The sequence below is a fragment of the Streptomyces sp. SX-6 genome (assembly GCF_059089585.1).
Genome location: NZ_JBTHHU010000003.1, coordinates 320601 through 337489, shown reverse-complemented (window position 1 = coordinate 337489; position 16889 = coordinate 320601). Strand labels below are relative to the sequence as shown.

The following is a 16889-nucleotide window of genomic DNA, read 5'->3' as shown; positions in this document are numbered from 1 at the left end:
CTTGACCGTGCGCGGATATCGGCTCATAGGATCTCCGCGCTTACGTGGTCCAGTCCAGGCACCACAGCGCCATGGGAGGTCACCCCATGCACATCGCCCGTCGCACGATCCTCGGAGCCCTCGCCGGATCCGCCGCTCTCGGCGCGATGGCCGTGCCCGCCGCCTCGGCGGAACCGGCCGATTCGGGAGGAGGCAACGGTGCACAAGGAGGCAACGGCGGGCCGGCCGCCGCGGCCCTCGCCCGGCTGCTCCCCCGTCACCACCGCCAGGTCGCCTTCCGTACGCTGCCGCGGCGCGGCGGCGCGGACGTCTTCCGGGTGACCGGGAGCGCGGGCCGGATCCTCGTCGAGGGCAGCACTCCGGCCGTACAGCTCACCGGCTTCCACTGGTACCTCAGAAACACCGCGCACGCCCACTTCTCCTGGGCCGGCGAGCAGACCGGCCTCCCCGACAGGCTCCCCGCCGTCCGTACCCCGATCACCTCGGCGGCGAACGCCCGGCACCGCTTTGTGTTCAACGACACCAACGACGCCTATACCGCGCCTTATCGCGGCTGGGAGCAGTGGGAACGCGAGATCGACGTCCTCGCCCTGCACGGCTTCAACGAGGTGCTCGTCTACACGGGCGCGGAGGCCGTCTACCACCGCACCTTCCTCGAACACGGCTACAGTGACGCCGAGTTGAGGGAGTGGATCCCGGGCCCGGCCCACCAGCCGTGGTGGCTGATGCAGAACATGTCCGCCTTCGGCGGCCCCGTCTCCCGCCAGCTCCTCGACCGCCGCACCGCGCTGGGCAAGCGGATCGTGGGGCGGCTGCGTGAGCTGGGCATGACGCCCGTGTTCCCCGGCTACTACGGCACCGTGCCGCCCGGCTTCGCCAAGCGCGTGCCGGGTGCGCGCACCGTCCCGCAGGGCGACTGGCAGGGCTTCCCCAGACCCGACTGGCTCGACCCGCGCTGTGCGCCCTTCGCCAAGGTCGCCCGCACCTTCTACCGCGTCCAGCAGGAGCTGTACGGCACGACCTCGATGTACAAGATGGACCTGCTGCACGAGGGCGGCACCCCCGGGGACGTCCCCGTCGGCGCCGCCGCCAAGGCCGTCGAGAAGGCCCTGCGCGCCGCCCACCCCGATGCGGTCTGGGCCGTCCTCGGCTGGCAGTCGAACCCGCGGCGGGACATCCTCGACGCGGTCGACCGCTCCCGGATGCTCGTCGTCGACGGGCTCTCCGACCGCTACCCCACCGTGACCGACCGCGAGCGGGACTGGGGCGGCACCCCCTACGCCTTCGGCTCCATCTGGAACTTCGGCGGCCACACCGCGCTGGGCGCCAACGCGCCCGACTGGGCCGAGCTGTACCACCGCTGGCGCACCAAGCCGGGCAGCGCGCTGCGCGGCATCGCGCTGATGCCCGAGGCCGCCGACAACAACCCTGCCGCGCTGGCCCTGTTCGCGGATCTGGCCTGGACCAACGGCCCGGTGAACCTGGACACCTGGTTCGAGCGGTGGGCCGGCTGCCGCTACGGCGGCAACGACCGCTCGGCGGTACGCGCCTGGTCGGTGCTGCGGCACACCGCGTACGGCACGTCCCGCGCCGACCAGTGGAGCGAGGCTGCGGAGGGACTGTTCGGCGCCCGGCCGGACCTCGCCGTCGCGCACGCCGCGAGCTGGTCGCCGCATCAACTGCGCTACAGCGCCGCCGAGTTCGAGAAGGCGCTGCCCGCGCTGCTCGCGGTCGCGCCGGCGCTGCAGCGCAGTTCGGCGTACCGATACGACCTTGTCGACGTCGCCCGGCAGGCGGTCGCCAACCGCAGCCGGCTGCTGCTGCCGCGGATCCGTGCCGCGTACGAGGCCAAGGACCGGGCGCGGCTGGGCGAGCTGACCAAGCAGTGGCTGGGGTGGATGGACCTCATGGAGGAGGTCGTCGCGACCGACGGACGGCATCTGCTGGGCCGCTGGATCGCCGACGCCCGGTCCTGGGGGACGTCCGGCGCCGAGCGCGACCGCCTGGAGCACGACGCCGTCTCGCTGCTGACCGTGTGGGGGCCGCGCGCCTCGGCCAACGGGGGCAAGCTGCACGACTACGCGAACCGTGAGTGGGCGGGGCTGGTCGGCGGGCTCTACCGGCTGCGCTGGGCCACGTACTTCGGCGAGCTGGACGCGGCGCTGACGGCGAGGCGCAAGCCGAAGCCGATCGACTGGTTCGCGCTGGAGGACGGCTGGACGCGGCACCGCCCGTCGTACCCCGCGAATCCGGTGGGCGACACACTGAAGGCGGCCCGCAAGGTGGCGAGCCGCCTGTAGCGGTACGCGTGGTGCCCGCAGCCCCCGACTGCGGGCACCACGCGGGGCATTACTTGTTGGGGGACCCCGCCAGACGCCACTCCTTGTGGATCCCCGGCAGCGGCAGCTTCCGCTCGAATATCGGCGTGCCGAAGATGTCGAGCCGCAGCTGGAGCGCGCCGTTCACATCGACACCGCCGAACGCGGCCCAATTCCCCTTGACCTCAGGGCGCTTGCCGCCACCGGCACTCGCCTGCACGGCCCCCTCGGCCCGCAGGTACGGCGCGACCTCTCCGGTCACGCCCACCTTCCCGTACAGGCCGACGGACGCCTCCGCGCCCAGCGCGGCCCTGACCTTGCCCTCGGCGGACGCCGTGGCCTTCACCGGGGTGCCCTTGATGTCCGACTCGCTGACCGGGTTCCAGCCCGCGGACCGGCTGTAGGAGCCGCCGACCTTGAAGCCGCCCTTGACGTCCTGCTTGACGTCCACGCTGATCTTGCCGTCGCCGTCGACCTGCAGGTAGCAGGTCAAGTCGGTGTTGACGACCACCGGCACGGGCCCGACGTTGATGACCGGGTCCGCGTGCAGCTTCGCGAACGGGATCCGCAGCGGCTTGGCGTCCGTCGAGGCCGCCGCCTGGCCCTTCAGCTCCCACTGCGCGGACCAGTCACCGGACAGCGCGAGCGACGCCGTGCCGGGCGCGCGGCCGCCCGTCCCACGGCCGTCGTACGAGAAGTCGACCTCGGGCGCCAGCTGCACAAAGCCGTTCACCGACGCGCCCGCGGACGCCGGTGCGCCCTTCGCGGTGGCGATGGCCGTGCCGACGTCCACCCGCAGGTTGCCCATCGGCAACTTCGCGCCCTCGGGCCCGAAGTGGACGTCACCGCGCTTCGCCCAGGAGACCTTGACCCCGGAGACGAGCGGCTGGACCTTGACGGCGGACGGGTCGACCGCGACCTTCCCCGCCGCCTTGGACGCGCCCAGCAGGGCGTTCAGCGTGGCGGGTTCGGTGTGGACCTCGGTGCCGTGGTCGGTCGTACGCCCCACCTTGGTGACCTTGGCCAGGACGCCGTTGGGCGCACCGGGCGCGGGCGCGCTGGCGATCACGTCACCGGCGGCGACCTTCGCCGGCTTGGCCACGGACTTCTTCGACGGACCGGATATGACGGCCCGTCCGGTCTTCTCGTCGAAGGAGGCGACCTTCAGCGAGGACTTCTCCGCCGGAGCCGGCGCGGCACTCGTCTGCGTGCCGTCCTCCGCCGGGCGGGCCACGGCGCTCGGGGCACCGCCGGCCGACGCGGCGGCAACGGCGAGCTGGGGCGCGTCGGTCGGGGACGGCGCGGCGGCCGTGGCGGCGGCCGGGTCCGCGGTGTCCTTCGCGGCGTTCGACGACCCCGCCGAGCACCCGGCGAGCGCGAGAGAGGCGGCGGTCAGGGCAGCGGCGGGGAAAATCACGTTCCTGTGAGACTTGCGCAAGTTGTTTCCTCGGGGGCGCACGGGGGGACAGGAAAAGCTGCGACTACTCGCAAGTAACCGCAGCGTGCCCCGATCGTGTCATGCGCATCACGAACCCGGAATCCATTCCGCACAGCGCAAACGATGATCTACGTCACAACGGCCGGTACACGGACAACCGGCAGGAAACGGTGGCCCGGAACGGCACTTCCAGACGTGCCACACGCCGCCGCAGCTCCTCCGGCGCGATGTGCCGCGCGGAGGGCCCCATGGAGATCAGGTTCTCGACATCCCCGGCCGCGAGTTCGGCAAGGCACTCGTGCCGCTCCGCGCGCTCCGCGCGGAAATGCCCGCCCAGCGTGCGGTGCAGCCGCTCCTCCTTGGCCGCGTCGACCGCCAGCAGCCCCACGGGCCGCCGCAGTTCGGCGAGATGACGCGGCGTGGGCGTGACGACCACGAGCGCCCCGCCGGGCGCCAGCACCCGGCGGAACTCCTCGCCGTTGCGGGGCGCGAAGACATTGAGCACCACGTCGACAGAACCGGAACGCACCGGCAGCGGCCGCCACACGTCCCAACTCGCCGCCCCCGCCCGCGCATGTGCCCGCGCCGCCTGGCGCAGGGCGAACTTCGAGGCGTCCAGCCCCAGTCCGACGGCCTCCGGGAGGGCGTCCAGCACGGCGCCCAGGTAGTACCCGGTACCGACCCCGGCGTCGAGCACGACACCGTCGGCCGGGGCCAGGTCCGCCACGAGCCCCGCGAGCGCACCCGCCAACGGCGCGTAGTGCCCGGCCCGCAGGAACGCGGCGCGGGCCTGCACCATGGACGCGGTGTCGGCCGTACCCGCCCGCATATCGCCCGTCAGCAGCCCGGCATACCCCTGCCGGGCGATGTCGTACGCATGCCGGCCGGCGCACCGCAACGATCCGGCGGACCGCAGGAAGGACCCGCCGCACAGCGGACAGATCAGGACGTCGAGCAGCGCATCGCGCGCGAGGGGCTTGGCGGGCATGGTTTTCCGAGCATAGCCGCGCAAACGTTCCTTGATCATCTTCTTTCGAGCCACCCGAGCGCCGGGCCACCGCCACGCACAACAAGAAAGTCCCTGCCGGATTTCTCCGACAGGGACTTTCTCATGTGCGGTGGACCTGTGGGGATTTGAACCCCAGACCCCCTCGATGCGAACGAGGTGCGCTACCAGACTGCGCCACAGGCCCTTGCAACGAGTGAAACTCTAGCACCTCCATCGGGCTGGTCGGAAATCGCTCCCCTGACGCACCCTCGCTGGTCAGCGCGGCAGCCGTCACTCGTTGGCCGCGCGCGGCCGCTCGCCCTCGGCGTACTGGTCGAAGAGCGGGGTGCGGCCGCGCTCGCGCGGGCGGCGGCGGGGGCGCGGGCCGCGGCGGTCGTCCGCGGGCGCCCTGCGGTCAGCGGCGGGCTCGGCGGCGCTGGACCGGGCGGAGCTCCAGGTGTCGGGCGCCTCGGTGCCTTCGCCGCGGGGGGCGACGGGCGCGGTGACGTACGTCGGCAGGGGCACCGGCACCGGTTCCCAGCCCTCGCCCGTGCCGCGGTCGCGCTGCTGATCGACCCACTCGGCGTGATCGGTCTGCTCGACGAGGGCGCGCCGGCCCGCGCTGCGGGCGGACGGCCGCTCCGCCGGAGCCCGGTCGGGCCCGGGGTGCACCACGGTGTCGGCGTCGGTCTCGAGGTCGGCGGCCACCGGGTCAGCCGCCTGGTGAGGGCGGGGACGGCCCTCGCGCAGCCGCTGCGCGGCCAGTTCGGCGCGGTGCTGGTCCATGGTGAAGGCGAACCGCCGCCGCTCCTGGATCCGCAGGTAGAAGATGTACGCGCTGAGGAGCGCCGCCGGGATGCCCGGGGCCCACAGGAACGCCAGGCCGCCGACCCCCGCGACGACGGCACCGACGCTGAAGCAGAGGAAGAGCATCACGGTGGTGCGGCGGCGGCGCGCGAGGACCTTGGAGCGGCGGGCCCGCTCGGCGGGCGTCAGGGTGTGGCCGGGCACCGGGGAGTGGCCGGGTGCGGCGGACGGCCGGGCGGCGACCGGCTCGGCCACGGTCTCCGGCTCCGGCGCGTGGCGCTCCGCGGTGGGGGTACCTCCCATGCGTTGAGCCATGGGGGAGGGTTCGTCGGGGACGGGCACGTCGGTCGCGGTGCGCCCCTCGAGTTCCTTGGCGTAACGGCGCTCCATGCCCGCCCGCCCGGACAGCAACCGGATGGCGGTGCTGAAGCGTTCCGTCGGACGGGCCTCGTTGAGCTCGTCCTGCCTACGGAGCCACATCGGCACCAAGTAGGCGGCCCAGGCTCCGACGATGACTGCGTAGATCAGGCCGCTGCTGCTCACACGGACACGGTAGAGGGCCGTGTGCAAGGGATTCCGCCAATTGGCGCGGTGTGTCGCACGAACTGGCTGATATCTCGAACTTTTTTTGTGATTGTTGAGCCCGTAACCCGACGGAATCCGACCATCGACAGTCAATTTCGAACACTTATTTTATTTGCCGGTGCCAGCGGACCAACAGTCCGTCCGTCACTTCCTCGGCCGTCAGGACGTAGACGAGATGGTCCCGCCAGGCGCCGTCGATGTGGAGATAGCGCGGGCGCAGCCCCTCCTCGCGGAAGCCGAGTTTCTCCACGACCCGGCGGCTGGGCGCGTTCTCGGGCCGGATGCACACCTCGACCCGGTGCAGCCCGAGGGCGTGGAAGCAGTGGTCGGTGACGAGGGCGACGGCCGTCGGCATCACGCCCCGGCCGGCGATCGCCTGGTCCACCCAGTAGCCGATGTGCGCCGAGCACATCGAGCCCCAGGTGATCCCCGCCACGGTCAGCTGACCGGCCAGCTGACCCCGGTACTCGATGACGAACGGCAGCATGCGGCCCGCGTGGGCCTCGGAGCGCAGGTGGCGGACCATCTGCCGGTAGGTGGGCCGCCGGGTGACGGGGCCGCTGGGCGGCGCGGGCGGGACGGTCGCCTCCCAGGGGCGCAGCCACTCGCGGTTGCGCCGGTTGACCTCCCGCCAGGCGCGCTGGTCGCGCTGCCGGATGGGGCGCAGGACCACGTCCCCGTACGCGAGCGCGACCGGCCAGCCGCTCATGCCGGGTTCCGGGTGTCCGGTCTCGGGTGGTCGCCGCCGCGCAGCTGCTCGACGGCGTGCACCAGCAGCCGCTCCAGGACGGCCAGGCCATCGCGGACGCCGCCCGTGGAGCCGGGCAGGTTGACGATCAGCGTGCGCCCGGCCACCCCCGCGCGCCCCCGGGAGAGCGCGGCGGCGGGCGCCGTGGCCAGCCCCTGGGCCCGGATGGCCTCGGGGATGCCGGGGATCTCGTAGTCGAGGAGCTTCAGGGTGGCCTCGGGGGTGCGGTCGGTGGGCGAGATCCCGGTGCCGCCGGTGGTCACGACGACGTCGTACGACGCCTCGACCGCTTCCCGCAGGGCCTGCTCCACGGGGTCCCCGTCGGGGACGACCCGGGGGCCGTCGACGGCGAACCCCAGCCCGGCCAGTCCCTCGGCCAGCAGGGGGCCGCCCCGGTCCGGGTAGACGCCCGCCGCGGCCCGGTTGGAGGCGGTGACGACCAGGGCTCTCATGCGCGGCTCCAGTCCCCGGACTTGCCGCCCGTCTTCTCCTCGACGCGCACGGCGGTGATGGTGGCGCCCTTGTCGACGGCCTTGACCATGTCGACGACGGTGAGCGCGGCCACGCTCACCGCGGTGAGGGCCTCCATCTCCACGCCCGTACGCCCGGTGGTCTTCACCGTGGCGCGGATCTCGACCGCGTCGTCGGCGACCGACAGGTCCACCGTGACGCCGGAGACGTCGAGCGGGTGGCAGAGCGGGATGAGGTCGGGGGTGCGCTTGGCGCCCATGATGCCCGCGATGCGGGAGACGGCGAGGGCATCGCCCTTGGGGACGCCCTCGCCGCGCAGCAGCTCCACGACGCGCGGCGAGACGAGCACACGCCCGCTCGCCGTGGCGGTGCGGGCGGTGACGTCCTTGGCCGAGACGTCGACCATGCGCGCCGCGCCCGTCTCGTCGATGTGGGTGAGACGGTCGAGGGGGTCCTGGGCGCTGCTCATCGTTCTCCTGGTCCGGTCCGGTGCGGTCAGACAGTGGGCAGCACGGTACCCGGAGAGGTGAGCGGTCAGTCGAGAAGGATCACTTCGAGTTCCGTACCGGCCGCCACCTCGGTGGTGTCCTCGGGGACGACGATCAGGGCGTTGGCGTCGGCGAGGGCCTTGACCAGGTGCGATCCCGTGCCACCGAGGGTGGTGACCTTGCCGTCCTCGTGGCGGCCCCGCAGGTACTGGCGGCGGCCCTTCGGGGAGGACGTGACGGCGTCGGCGCACACCGCGCGCACGACGGTCCGGTCGCGGGGCTCGAGCCCCATCAGGGCCCGCAGGGCCGGGCGCACGAAGAGCTCGAAGGAGACGTACGAGCTGACCGGGTTGCCCGGCAGGGCGAACAGCGGGGTGCGGTCGGGGCCGATGCGCCCGAAGCCCTGGGGCTTGCCGGGCTGCATGGCCAGCCGCCGGAAATCGACGCTGCCGTCCTCGCCGGTGAGAGAGGACAGGGCCTCCTTGACCACGTCGTACGCCCCCACACTCACGCCGCCGCTGGTGACCACGGCGTCGGCGCGCACGAGCTGGTCCTCGAGGGTGGAGCGCAGCGTCCCGGGGTCGTCGCCCACCGAACCGGCGTGGTAGGCGATGGCTCCCGCGTCGTGGGCGCAGGCGGTGAGCATGAAGCTGTTGGAGTCGTGGATCAGGCCGGGGCCGAGCTCCTCGCCGGGCGGGACCAGCTCGCTGCCCGTGGACAGGACGACCACGCGCGGGCGCGGGCGGACGCGCACGGCGGCGCGGCCGATCGCCGCCAGCAGCCCGATCTCGGACGGCCCCAGCACCGTGCCCGCGCCGAGGGCGAGCTCTCCGGCGCCCACGTCGCTGCCCCGGGCCCGTACGTGCGCACGGGCGGCGGCGGGGCGGTGGACGCGGACCTCGCCCATGGGGGCACCTCCCGTGCCGTTAAGGCTACGGGGGACGCTGCCGGCGGCCATGGTGGCGGCGGGGCCGCCGCCCAGGCCGCCGTCGGTCCACTCGACGGGGACGACGGCCTCCGCACCGGGCGGCAGCGGTGCGCCCGTCATGATGCGGACCGCCTCGCCGGGGCCCACGGCGGGCGGTTCGCCGCCGCCCGCCGCGGCCTCGCCGACGACGGTGAGCACCGCCGGGAACTCCTCGCTCGCGCCCTCGACGTCGGCCACGCGGACCGCGTAGCCGTCCATGGAGCTGTTGTCGAAGGGCGGCAGGGCCGCGGGCACCACGACGTCCTCGACCAGCACACAGCCCTGGGCGTCGAGGAGCTGGAGCTCGAGCGGCTCCAGCGGGCGGATCCTGCCGAGGATGTCGTCGAGGTGCTCGTCGACCGTCCACAGGCGGTCGGTGTCGTCGGCGTTCCGGCTCACTCGCTACATCTCCTCGGTGACATAACTCCGCAGCCAGGCCCGGAAGTCCGGCCCCAGATCCTCGCGCTCGCAGGCGAGCCTGACGATGGCCCGCAGATAGTCGCCGCGGTCCCCGGTGTCGTAGCGGCGGCCCTTGAAGACCAGGCCGTGGACCGGGCCGCCGAGGCCGGGCTCGGCGGCGAGGGCCTGCAGGGCGTCGGTCAGCTGGATCTCGCCGCCGCGGCCGGGCGGGGTCTCGCGCAGCACGCCGAAGACGGCGGGGTCGAGAACGTAGCGGCCGATGATCACGTAGTTGCTGGGGGCCTCGGCGGGGTCGGGCTTCTCGACCAGGCCCGTGATCTCGACCACGTCCTCGGTGTCGGTGGGCTTGAAGGCCGCGCAGCCGTAGAGGTGGACCTGGGAGGGGTCGACCTCCATGAGCGCGACCACACTGCCGCCGTGCCGGCGCTGGATCTCGACCATGCGCGAGAGCAGCGGGTCACGGGCGTCGATGAGGTCGTCGCCCAGCAGCACCGCGAAGGGCTCGTCGCCCACGTGCGGCGCGGCGCACAGGATCGCGTGGCCGAGGCCGCGGGGGTCGCCCTGCCGCACGTAGTGGATGGTCCCCAGGTTGCTGGACTCCTGGACCCGGGCGAGCCGGGACTCGTCGCCCTTGCGGCGCAGGGCCTCCTCCAGCTCGAAGTTGCGGTCGAAGTGATCCTCGAGCGGTCGCTTGTTGCGACCGGTGATCATCAGGACGTCCGACAGGCCCGCACCGACCGCTTCTTCCACCACGTACTGGATCGCCGGCTTGTCGACGACCGGCAGCATTTCCTTGGGGGTGGCCTTCGTGGCCGGGAGGAAGCGGGTTCCCAGGCCGGCGGCCGGGATGACAGCCTTGCTGATCCGAGGGCGCGCTTGAGTCATGGGTCGAACACTATCCAGAGCCAGAGACGGAATATACGGCTCCACCGAGTATGGACCGCGAAAAGGAGTTTGTACGAACATGAACAAGCAGGACAGCGCCAAAGCCGCCCTGCGGCGCGATCTGCTCGCCCGCCGGACTGCGCTGAGCGCCGGCGCGCGCGAGGCGGCGCAGGAGGCTCTGGGGCGGCGCGCGCTCGAGCTCCCGGAGCTCGCGGGGGCGGGGACGGTGGCCGCGTACGTCTCCGTGGGGACGGAACCCGGCACCCGCGCCCTGCTGGACGCGCTGCACGCACGAGGCGTGCGGGTGCTGCTGCCGGTCCTGCTGCCGGACAACGATCTCGACTGGGGCCGCTACCGGGGCTCCGCCCACCTGGTCCGCGCCGCCCGTGGCCTGCTGGAGCCGGACGGCGAGCGGCTCGGGCCCGACGCCGTGACCGGGGCCCGGGCCGTGCTGCTGCCGGGACTCGCCGTGGACGGCCGGGGCATGCGGCTGGGGCGCGGCGGCGGCTCGTACGACCGCGTGCTGGCCCGGCTGGAGCGGGCGGGGGTCTCGCCCGCCCTGATCGTGCTGCTCTACGACGACGAGGTGGTCGCGCGGGTCCCGGAGGAACCGCACGACCACCCCGTTCACGCGGTGATCACTCCCGGCGGCGTGCGCCGGTTCCCGGACGCTACGGCTTCAGCGTGAGGGTGTCCTCCGTCGCCTTCTTGACCGCGTCCCGGCTGTAGGCCCACGGCAGCAGCTCGCCCTTGGCCCACTTGTCGGTCTGGTCGTAGTAGTGCGCGTTGTACGCGTGCCCGGAGGCGCCGGTGAGGTTGATCCAGCGGGACTTGTCGAGGTCCTCGAGGTTGACGACCATCCGCATCGACGGCACCCAGACCACGTCGTAGCCGCCCGCCGCGTTCCAGCCCACGGCGTTGACCGCCGCCTCGCCGCCGGCGAGGTTCCACGGGCCGCGGTTGAGGAGCCACTTGACGATCGCGGGGCCCTCCTTGCCGAGCGTCTGGTTCTTGAGGGTCAGCTGGTGCAGCCGGCCCCAGCTCCAGGAGTTGACGTCCTTGCCGAGCTTGGAGGTCAGCTCCCAGCGCGCGTCCTGCATGGCCTTGTTCAGCAGCTCGTCGCGGCCGGCCGCACCGGGGACGGCACGGGTGCCGGGGGTCTTCCACCACGGGCTGTCCGGCTTGTCGAGGATGCCGCGCACGACCTCGGTCCAGCGGTCGCCGCCGTCCGGCTGCGCCTCGTCCGGGTCACGCTCGCCGCACTCGTTGACCAGACGGGTGTTGCCGTCCAGGTCCTCCTGCGGCCCCGAGTCGTTGGGGCGGACCCGCAGGCACTGGCCCTTGACCCGCAGCTCCTTGGGCAGCTTGTTGCCGAAGGCGAGCTTGAGGGTGTTGCGCCAGACCGCGTTGAAGTACGCGGCGGCGGCCGAGTCGGCGTCCTGGTGGTAGTCCCAGTCCTTCAGCAGCTTCTGGGCCTCGCGGACGTACGCGGTCTCCTTCGCGTTGGCGGCCTTGACCTTGACCTTGAGCAGGTAGGGCGTCAGCAGCTTGGCGATCTCGCTGCTGTTGTCCATCTGCATCTTCTGCATGTCGTCGGTCGAGATCTTCCCGCCGTCCTTGATCTTCGACTGGATCAAGTCGTTGATGCGCTGGCTGCGGGTGCCGTAGTCCCAGTCGGTCGTGAGCTTGTTGGGGTACTTCTGGTCGATGACCGGCTGGTTGGCCGTCACGATGTAGCCGCGCTTGGGGTCGTAGTCCCAGGGCAGCGCGGACTGCGGGAGGAAGCCGGTCCAGCGGGAGCCCGGGTCCCAGCCGGCCGCCGGGAGACTGCCGTCGTTGTTCTTGCCGCGCACCGGGATCCTGCCGGGCGCCTGGTAGCCGATGTGGTTCTTGGTGTCGGCGTAGATCAGGTTCTGCGAGGGGACGTCGAAGTCCGCCGCCGCCGAACGGAACTGCTTGAAGTCCGCGGCCCGGTCGAGCTCGAAGATCGCGTCCATGGTCCTGCCGGGCGTCAGGGCGGTCCAGCGCAGCGAGACCGCGTAGCCCTCCGAGCGGTCGGGGGCCGGGTCCTTGACGGGCGCGTCCTGGCCGACCTTGCCCAGCTCGTCGTTGCGGTCGGAGACGATCGGCTTGCCGTCGGCGGTCGACCGGACCGTGAACTCGCGGTCCTTGCCGCCCGCGACCTTCACGGTCTCCTTGCGGGTGACGAGGGGCATCTGCTTGCCGTCGTACAGGTACGTGCTGCCGGAGACCTTCTCGAGGTAGAGGTCGGCCACGTCCGCGCCGAGGTTGGTCATGCCCCAGGCGATGTCCTGGTTGTGGCCGATGACGACGCCCGGCATGCCGGCGAAGGTGTAACCGGCGACGTCGTACGGGCACTGCGGTCCGGTTTTGGTGCAGTGCAGCCCCATCTGGTACCAGAGCGAGGGCATCTGCGGTGCCAGGTGCGGGTCATTGGCCAGCAGCGGCTTGCCGGTGGTCGTGTACTTGCCGGACACGACCCAGGAGTTGGAGCCGATGCCGTTGCCGTTGGGGCCGAGCAGCGCCGGGAGCTTGTCGAGGGTCTTCGACAGCGAGGACAGCCCGCTGCGCAGCCCGGTGCCCGCGGACCCGCCGGTGGTCGGGGTGGTGCCGGGCGCGGTGGACGAACCGCGCGTCCCGGACGTACCGGGGGTGCCGGTGGACGTGCCGGGGGTGCCGGTCGTCCCGGTCCCGGTGCCGGTCGTGCCAGTGCCGGTCGTGCCGGTGCCGGTCGTGCCGGGGGTGCCGGTGGAGTTCTGCGAGGTCTCGTCCGGGGTGCCCTTGGGGTCGTACTTCTTGGTGACGGAGTCGTAGGAACCGCCCTCGACGATCGGCTTGTTCCGCTCGTACGGGTACGGCGGGTACAGCTCGTCGATCTGCTTGGGGCTCAGCCGCGTCGAGGCGAGCGAGCGGTCGATCTCATCGCGCAGATTGGCGCGCAGGTCCCAGGCCATGGCCTTGAGCCAGGCGACCGAGTCGACCGGGGTCCACTTCTCGGGCTTGTAGTCGTTCTCGAACTCCAGGGCCGCGTACTCGACGGACAGCGACTTGCCCTGGTGGTCCTTGAGGTACTCGTTGACGCCGTCGGAATAGGCCTGCAGGTACTTCTTGGTGGCCGGCGACAGCTTGGTGTCGTACTCCTGCTGCGCGACCCGGCGCCAGCCCATGGTCCGTACGAAGGCGTCCGTCTCCACCTGTCCGGAGCCGAACATCTCGGACAGCCGTCCCGCCGTCAGATGCCTGCGGACGTCCATCTCCCAGAAGCGGTCCTGGGCCTGGACGAAGCCCTGGGCGCGGAAGAGGTCCTCGGCGTTGTCCGCGTACACCTGCGGTATCCCGTTGCCGTCCCGCTCCACCGTGACCTGCCCCGTCAGGCCCTTGAGGCGCAGGGTGCCGGTCGTCTCCGGGAAGGAGGCGCGGACGGTGCTGACGGTCCAGTAGCCGCCGAAGCCGACACCCGCGACGAGCAGCAGCACGAGCGTGATCACGAGCAGGCGGGCACGTCGCCCCTTCTTTTTCTTGCCGGAAGGGCCGGTCTTGTTGGCGGGCATCGCTGTCCTTCGCGGGGCAGGGTGGTCCTGGAGTGCTGGAAGCAACCATAGGCGCAGGGCGCCCGGAGGCCGGACGCGGCTGGGGACAGGCGTTAAGAACCCGTAAAATGTTAGATGAGGAAATGAAGTTCCCATCGGCTGACGGAACGTTCCACCGGCCGATGGGGCTAGTGATGGGAGCGGCCCCTGACTGTCCACCACCTCAACGAACTCCTGCTGATCTGCTCGCTCGTGCTGCTCGTCGCGGTCGTAGCGGTCCGCATCTCGTCCCGCAGCGGGCTTCCCAGCCTGCTCATCTATCTCGGCATAGGCGTCGCGATCGGCCAGGACGGCATCGGCGTCCACTTCAACGATGTCGGCCTGACCCAGGTCATCGGCTACGCCGCCCTCGTGGTGATCCTCGCGGAGGGCGGTCTCGGCACGAAGTGGCACGAGATCAAACCCGCCCTGCCCTCCGCCGCCCTGCTCTCCACCTTCGGCGTCGCCGTGAGCGTCGGCATCACGGCGTCGGCCGCGCACTATCTGACGGGCATGGAGTGGCGTCAGTCACTCATCATCGGCGCGGTCGTGTCCTCCACGGACGCGGCGGCCGTCTTCTCCGTCCTGCGCAACGTTCCGCTCCCCGGACGTCTGACGGGTGTTCTGGAAGCCGAGTCCGGCTTCAACGACGCACCCGTCGTCATCCTCGTCGTCGCCTTCTCCGCCACCGGACCGGTCGACCACTGGTACATGCTGATCGGCAAGATCGCCCTGGAGCTGGCCATCGGCGCCGCCGCGGGCCTCACGGTCGGCATGCTGGGCGCGTACACCCTGCGCCATGTCGCCCTGCCGGCCTCGGGCCTCTATCCGATCGCCGTCATGGCCATCGCCACCGTCGCCTACGCCGGCGGCGCGCTCGCGCACGGCTCGGGCTTCCTCGCCGTGTACCTCGCCGCGCTGATCCTGGGCAACGCCAAGCTGCCGCACCAGCCCGCCACCCGCGGCTTCGCGGAGGGGCTCGGCTGGATCGCCCAGATCGGCATGTTCGTCCTGCTCGGTCTGCTCGTCACCCCGCACGAGCTGGGCTCCGACATACTCCCGGCCCTGATCGTCGGCCTGGTGCTGACCGTGGTGGCCCGGCCGGTGTCGGTGTTCCTGAGTACGGCGCCGTTCCGCACCCCGTGGCAGGAGAAGGCACTGCTGTCATGGGCCGGGCTGCGCGGGGCGGTGCCCATCGTGCTGGCCACCATCCCGATGGTGGCCGCGGTCCCGGACAGCCGCCGGATCTTCAACATCGTGTTCGTGCTGGTGATCGTCTACACCCTGGTGCAGGGCCCCACCCTGCCCTGGCTCGCCCGTCACCTCGACCTCGGCAAGACCGAGGCCGAGGACCTGGGCATCGAATCGGCGCCCCTCGAGCGGCTGCGCGGCCATCTGCTGTCGGTCGCGATACCGGACACCTCGAAGATGCACGGCGTGGAGGTCGCCGAGCTCCGGCTGCCCGCCGGATCGGCCGTCACGCTGGTCGTACGGGAGGGCTCGAGCTTCGTACCGCTGCCCAGCACGGTGCTGCGGCACGGCGACGAACTGCTCGTGGTGGCCACCGACCCGGTGCGCGACGCGGCCGAGGAACGGCTGCGGGCGGTCGGCGAGGGCGGCAAGCTCGCGGGGTGGTTGGGTACTACAGGAACCAGGGGTGCCCCAGGTATGGTAGAGAGGAAGTAGGCCGTTCGAGTGTGCGCTCGGGGCCTCACTCTTTGTTACTGACAGCGTTTGTTACAAAACCCCGAACCAACTCTGCCTGATGCAGGGCTGGCGCGACCGCACGGCGGCCGGAACCGGCATCTACCACGGTCCTGCGCGAGAGGACAGCTCTCGGCGCGCTCCGTGGCTGTGCGGGCGCGCTACCAGGTGGCGGAAAGGCCAAGCCGTGGCAACCACGGCTACCGACCGGCCCGGATACGGGCAGCTGCTGCGCACGCGCGGCGCCTGGACGTTCCTGCTCCCCGGCTTCGTGGCACGACAGCCGTTCGCCATGCTGACGATCGGCATCCTGCTGCTCGTCCAGCACACCTCCGGCTCGTACACCACCGCGGGCGCCGTCTCGGCGACCGCGGGTGTGTCGATGGCCCTGTTCGCCCCCCAGGGCGGCAAGCTCGCGGACCGCTTCGGGCAGGCCGCGGTGCTGCTGCCGGGTGTCATCGTGCACGCCGCGGCGATCGCGGTGCTGGTGACGCTGGCGCTGTCGGACGCCCCGCTGTGGGCGCTGTTCGTCGCGGCGGTGCCCGCGGGCGCGTCCACCCCGCAGATCGGCCCGATGGTGCGGGCCCGCTGGGCGGAGAAGCTGGCGGGCACGCCGCTGATGGGCACGTCGGCGGCCTTCGAGTCGGTCACCGACGAGTTCACGTTCGTGATCGGTCCGGTGCTGGCCACCGCGCTGTGCACGGGCATCCACCCGTCGGCCGGCCTGATCGCGGAGGCCGCGCTCACCATCGTCGGCGGCCTGCTCTTCGCCTCCCAGCGGGGCACCCAGCCGCGGCCGGTACGCGCCGAGGGCGACCGGAAGAAGGGCGCCTCGGCGCTCTCCGTGCCGGGCGTGCGGGTGCTGATCGCCGTCTTCCTGGGCATCGGCTCGGTCTTCGGCGGCATGCAGGTCTCGCTCGCCGCCTTCACCGAGCACATCGGTGAGCCGGGCCTCAACGGCCTGCTCTACGGCATCTTCGCGGCCGGGAACATGACCGCGGGCATCATCTGCGGCGCCGTCGTCTGGCGCAGCGCCCCGCAGCGCCGTCTGCTGGCCGCCTACCCGGTGCTGGTGCTGGCCACCAGCCCGCTGTGGGCGGTGCACTCGCTGCCGCTGCTGGGCGGGCTGGGCCTGGTCGTCGGTCTGTCCATCGCTCCGGCGCTGATCACCGGCTTCACGCTGGTCGAGAAGCTGGTGCGGGCGGACGTCCGTACCGAGGCCTTCACCTGGCTGACCGGCGCCGTGGGCCTGGGCCAGGCGGCCGCCGCTGCCATCGGTGGCTCCCTGATCGACAAGCACGGTCCGAACAGCGGCTTCCTGGTGCCGCTGGCCGGCACGGCGCTGGCGCTGATGGTCCTGCTGGTGCTGCGCAAGGCGCTGGCGACCGGGCCCGTGGCCTCGCGGGTGGCGGCCAGTGGGGTCGGTCACCGTGAGCCCGTCTCGGTGGACTGACGGACAGGAATACTGCACTATGGAGCG

Annotated in this window: 13 protein-coding genes and 1 tRNA gene; 4 read left to right on the top strand and 10 right to left on the bottom strand. The window is 71.9% G+C overall.

From position 1 onward, the window contains the following. Positions 1–86 precede the first annotated feature (86 nt). Positions 87–2300, top strand: a complete 2214-nt coding sequence (locus tag ACV530_RS05740) for an alpha-N-acetylglucosaminidase (protein WP_494331124.1) — start codon at positions 87–89, stop codon at positions 2298–2300. A gap of 49 nt (positions 2301–2349) precedes the next feature. On the opposite strand, the gene ACV530_RS05735 is transcribed toward ACV530_RS05740, so the two are convergent. From ACV530_RS05735 to galU, 9 genes are all read right to left on the bottom strand, one after another. Then, complete coding sequence (locus ACV530_RS05735) at positions 2350–3756, bottom strand: hypothetical protein (protein ID WP_494331123.1); 1407 nt, start codon at positions 3754–3756, stop codon at positions 2350–2352. A 133-nt stretch (positions 3757–3889) separates the two neighbouring features. After that, positions 3890–4744, bottom strand: coding sequence for a putative RNA methyltransferase (locus ACV530_RS05730; protein ID WP_494331122.1), 855 nt, complete (start codon positions 4742–4744; stop codon positions 3890–3892). A 131-nt stretch (positions 4745–4875) separates the two neighbouring features. Continuing rightward, positions 4876–4949 (bottom strand) — tRNA-Ala (locus ACV530_RS05725). Between the two features lie 86 nt (positions 4950–5035). Beyond that, a complete protein-coding gene (gene sepX, locus ACV530_RS05720) occupies positions 5036–6094 on the bottom strand; it encodes a divisome protein SepX/GlpR (RefSeq protein WP_494331121.1) in 1059 nt (352 codons plus the stop codon). Between the two features lie 145 nt (positions 6095–6239). Then, positions 6240–6845 (bottom strand): GNAT family N-acetyltransferase, encoded by a 606-nt coding sequence (locus tag ACV530_RS05715; RefSeq protein WP_494331120.1) that lies wholly within the window; start codon positions 6843–6845, stop codon positions 6240–6242. Next, entirely contained in the window at positions 6842–7336 is a 495-nt protein-coding gene (locus tag ACV530_RS05710) for a MogA/MoaB family molybdenum cofactor biosynthesis protein (RefSeq protein WP_494331119.1), read from the bottom strand. Before ACV530_RS05710 ends, ACV530_RS05715 begins: the two co-directional genes overlap by 4 nt. Next, positions 7333–7824, bottom strand: coding sequence for a cyclic pyranopterin monophosphate synthase MoaC (gene moaC, locus ACV530_RS05705; RefSeq protein WP_494331118.1), 492 nt, complete (start codon positions 7822–7824; stop codon positions 7333–7335). The genes ACV530_RS05710 and moaC overlap by 4 nt, the downstream gene beginning before the upstream one ends. A gap of 65 nt (positions 7825–7889) precedes the next feature. Further along, positions 7890–9209 (bottom strand): molybdotransferase-like divisome protein Glp, encoded by a 1320-nt coding sequence (gene glp / locus ACV530_RS05700; protein WP_494331117.1) that lies wholly within the window; start codon positions 9207–9209, stop codon positions 7890–7892. Between the two features lie 3 nt (positions 9210–9212). After that, complete coding sequence (gene galU, locus ACV530_RS05695; RefSeq protein ID WP_494331116.1) at positions 9213–10115, bottom strand: UTP--glucose-1-phosphate uridylyltransferase GalU; 903 nt, start codon at positions 10113–10115, stop codon at positions 9213–9215. A 79-nt stretch (positions 10116–10194) separates the two neighbouring features. Here galU and ACV530_RS05690 point away from each other — a divergent pair, with 79 nt between their 5' ends. Further along, positions 10195–10803 (top strand): 5-formyltetrahydrofolate cyclo-ligase, encoded by a 609-nt coding sequence (locus tag ACV530_RS05690; protein ID WP_494331115.1) that lies wholly within the window; start codon positions 10195–10197, stop codon positions 10801–10803. On the opposite strand, the gene ACV530_RS05685 is transcribed toward ACV530_RS05690, so the two are convergent. Then, positions 10787–13687, bottom strand: coding sequence for a penicillin acylase family protein (locus ACV530_RS05685; RefSeq protein ID WP_494331114.1), 2901 nt, complete (start codon positions 13685–13687; stop codon positions 10787–10789). The genes ACV530_RS05690 and ACV530_RS05685 overlap by 17 nt on opposite strands. 186 nt (positions 13688–13873) lie before the next feature. Here ACV530_RS05685 and ACV530_RS05680 point away from each other — a divergent pair, with 186 nt between their 5' ends. Both ACV530_RS05680 and ACV530_RS05675 read left to right on the top strand, forming a co-directional pair. Beyond that, positions 13874–15391, top strand: a complete 1518-nt coding sequence (locus tag ACV530_RS05680; protein ID WP_494331166.1) for a potassium/proton antiporter — start codon at positions 13874–13876, stop codon at positions 15389–15391. Positions 15392–15596: 205 nt separating this feature from the next. Further along, positions 15597–16862: an MFS transporter gene (locus tag ACV530_RS05675; protein WP_494331113.1), complete on the top strand. Its 1266-nt coding sequence runs from the start codon at positions 15597–15599 to the stop codon at positions 16860–16862. Positions 16863–16889 lie beyond the last annotated feature (27 nt).

Bases quoted from the DNA above. Each gene is read 5' to 3' on its own strand.
- ACV530_RS05740 (WP_494331124.1), top strand. From the start codon at position 87: ATGCACATCGCCCGTCGCACGATCCTCGGAGCCCTCGCCGGATCCGCC.
- ACV530_RS05730 (WP_494331122.1), bottom strand. From the start codon at position 4,744: ATGCCCGCCAAGCCCCTCGCGCGCGATGCGCTGCTCGACGTCCTGATC.
- ACV530_RS05715 (WP_494331120.1), bottom strand. From the start codon at position 6,845: ATGAGCGGCTGGCCGGTCGCGCTCGCGTACGGGGACGTGGTCCTGCGC.
- ACV530_RS05710 (WP_494331119.1), bottom strand. From the start codon at position 7,336: ATGAGAGCCCTGGTCGTCACCGCCTCCAACCGGGCCGCGGCGGGCGTC.
- moaC (WP_494331118.1), bottom strand. From the start codon at position 7,824: ATGAGCAGCGCCCAGGACCCCCTCGACCGTCTCACCCACATCGACGAG.
- galU (WP_494331116.1), bottom strand. From the start codon at position 10,115: ATGACTCAAGCGCGCCCTCGGATCAGCAAGGCTGTCATCCCGGCCGCC.
- ACV530_RS05690 (WP_494331115.1), top strand. From the start codon at position 10,195: ATGAACAAGCAGGACAGCGCCAAAGCCGCCCTGCGGCGCGATCTGCTC.
- ACV530_RS05685 (WP_494331114.1), bottom strand. From the start codon at position 13,687: ATGCCCGCCAACAAGACCGGCCCTTCCGGCAAGAAAAAGAAGGGGCGA.